The following is a 1,037-nucleotide window of genomic DNA, read 5'->3' as shown; positions in this document are numbered from 1 at the left end:
TGCCAATGGACGAGATCGACAAGAAAATACTGGCTGAACTGCAAAGCAACGCTCGGCTCACCAATCAAGAGTTGGCCGATCGCGTGGCACTGTCGCCCTCTCCTTGCTTACGCCGAGTTCGAGCATTAGAGAAACAAGGGATAATTCGTGGTTACCACGCCAGTGTCGACCAAGAAGCGTGTGGCCTGCCAGTCAATGTGTTTGTGTTGGTGAAACTTGAAAAGCCGACAGAAGAGAACATGCGAGACTTTGAGCAGCACATTGAAGTGATTGACGAGGTGTTAGAGTGTTTTCTGATGACGGGCAATCACGACTACCTATTGCATGTAGTCAGTGAATCGCTAAAAAGCTACGAGCAGTTCATCCGTAAACAACTAACCCGCCTACCCAATATAGCTTCTATCGAATCCAGCTTCGCCTTTGGTCAGGTAAAAACAAAAACGAAGCTGCCAGTGAGATAATTAGAAACGACTTAATTTGTCTATATAGAAGACATTGGATAGTCATCTCCAATCATACAGATAAGAGCGCCACCAAAAGCTTTTTCGTAACGTATTTTTCCTGTCGCATCTGAGCTTTCTATACTCGAACTGCCGTCCACAATCTTATTAATTTCTTGTGCGACTTTTGTTGGTACCAACCAGATACAAGCTGCAACAGAGCAAGTGGATGATGACGATTCGCAACCTGTCTCGGAGCTTCCTCTTATCCAAAGACTATCCTTTTCCTTAAGCAGTAATTGCGTTGCTATGTAATCTGGGTGGTCGATGTACTGATCGCCACCTATCCATGTATCTTCATAAGGTAGGTACGGCCCTTTCCATGTGGATAAGCCCGGATTTGCAATTAAGTGATTGATGTTTAAGTAGCCGAAGTTCGTATCGGTATCGGAAGCAATAGGAGGCAGAGAGCCATTATCACGAGAATATTGCTCAGCGGCATCCAAAACAGTATTCAGTTGGCCGATTAGAAATTTTGCCTCGTCGACACGGGACATACGGTTCCCGAACTGGTTGTAGATAAAAAAAGGTTCATCG

At 45.1% G+C, this 1,037-nt stretch carries 2 protein-coding genes; one reads left to right on the top strand and one right to left on the bottom strand.

The annotated features are described in order from the left end of the window. The first annotated feature begins 5 nt into the window (after nt 1-5). Nucleotides 6-461 carry an Lrp/AsnC family transcriptional regulator gene (locus tag AB4507_RS21795; protein WP_012604166.1) on the top strand — a complete coding sequence of 152 codons (456 nt, stop codon included), beginning with the start codon at nt 6-8 and terminating at the stop codon, nt 459-461. A gap of 20 nt (nt 462-481) precedes the next feature. Here AB4507_RS21795 and AB4507_RS21790 read toward each other — a convergent pair whose 3' ends face one another. Continuing rightward, nucleotides 482-1,021 carry a type II secretion system protein gene (locus AB4507_RS21790; protein ID WP_372183368.1) on the bottom strand — a complete coding sequence of 180 codons (540 nt, stop codon included), beginning with the start codon at nt 1,019-1,021 and terminating at the stop codon, nt 482-484. Nucleotides 1,022-1,037: the final 16 nt, after the last annotated feature.

Origin of the sequence: Vibrio sp. 10N.222.54.A3 (genome assembly GCF_041474095.1) — a bacterium.
GTDB classification, from domain to species: domain Bacteria; phylum Pseudomonadota; class Gammaproteobacteria; order Enterobacterales; family Vibrionaceae; genus Vibrio; species Vibrio crassostreae_C.
The sequence above is the reverse complement of the archived record's forward strand: the minus strand, read 5'-3'. Positions and strand labels throughout refer to the sequence as shown.

Excerpts from the sequence above, each read along its gene's own strand:
- AB4507_RS21795 (WP_012604166.1), top strand. The coding sequence starts at position 6 with ATGGACGAGATCGACAAGAAAATACTGGCTGAACTGCAAAGCAACGCT.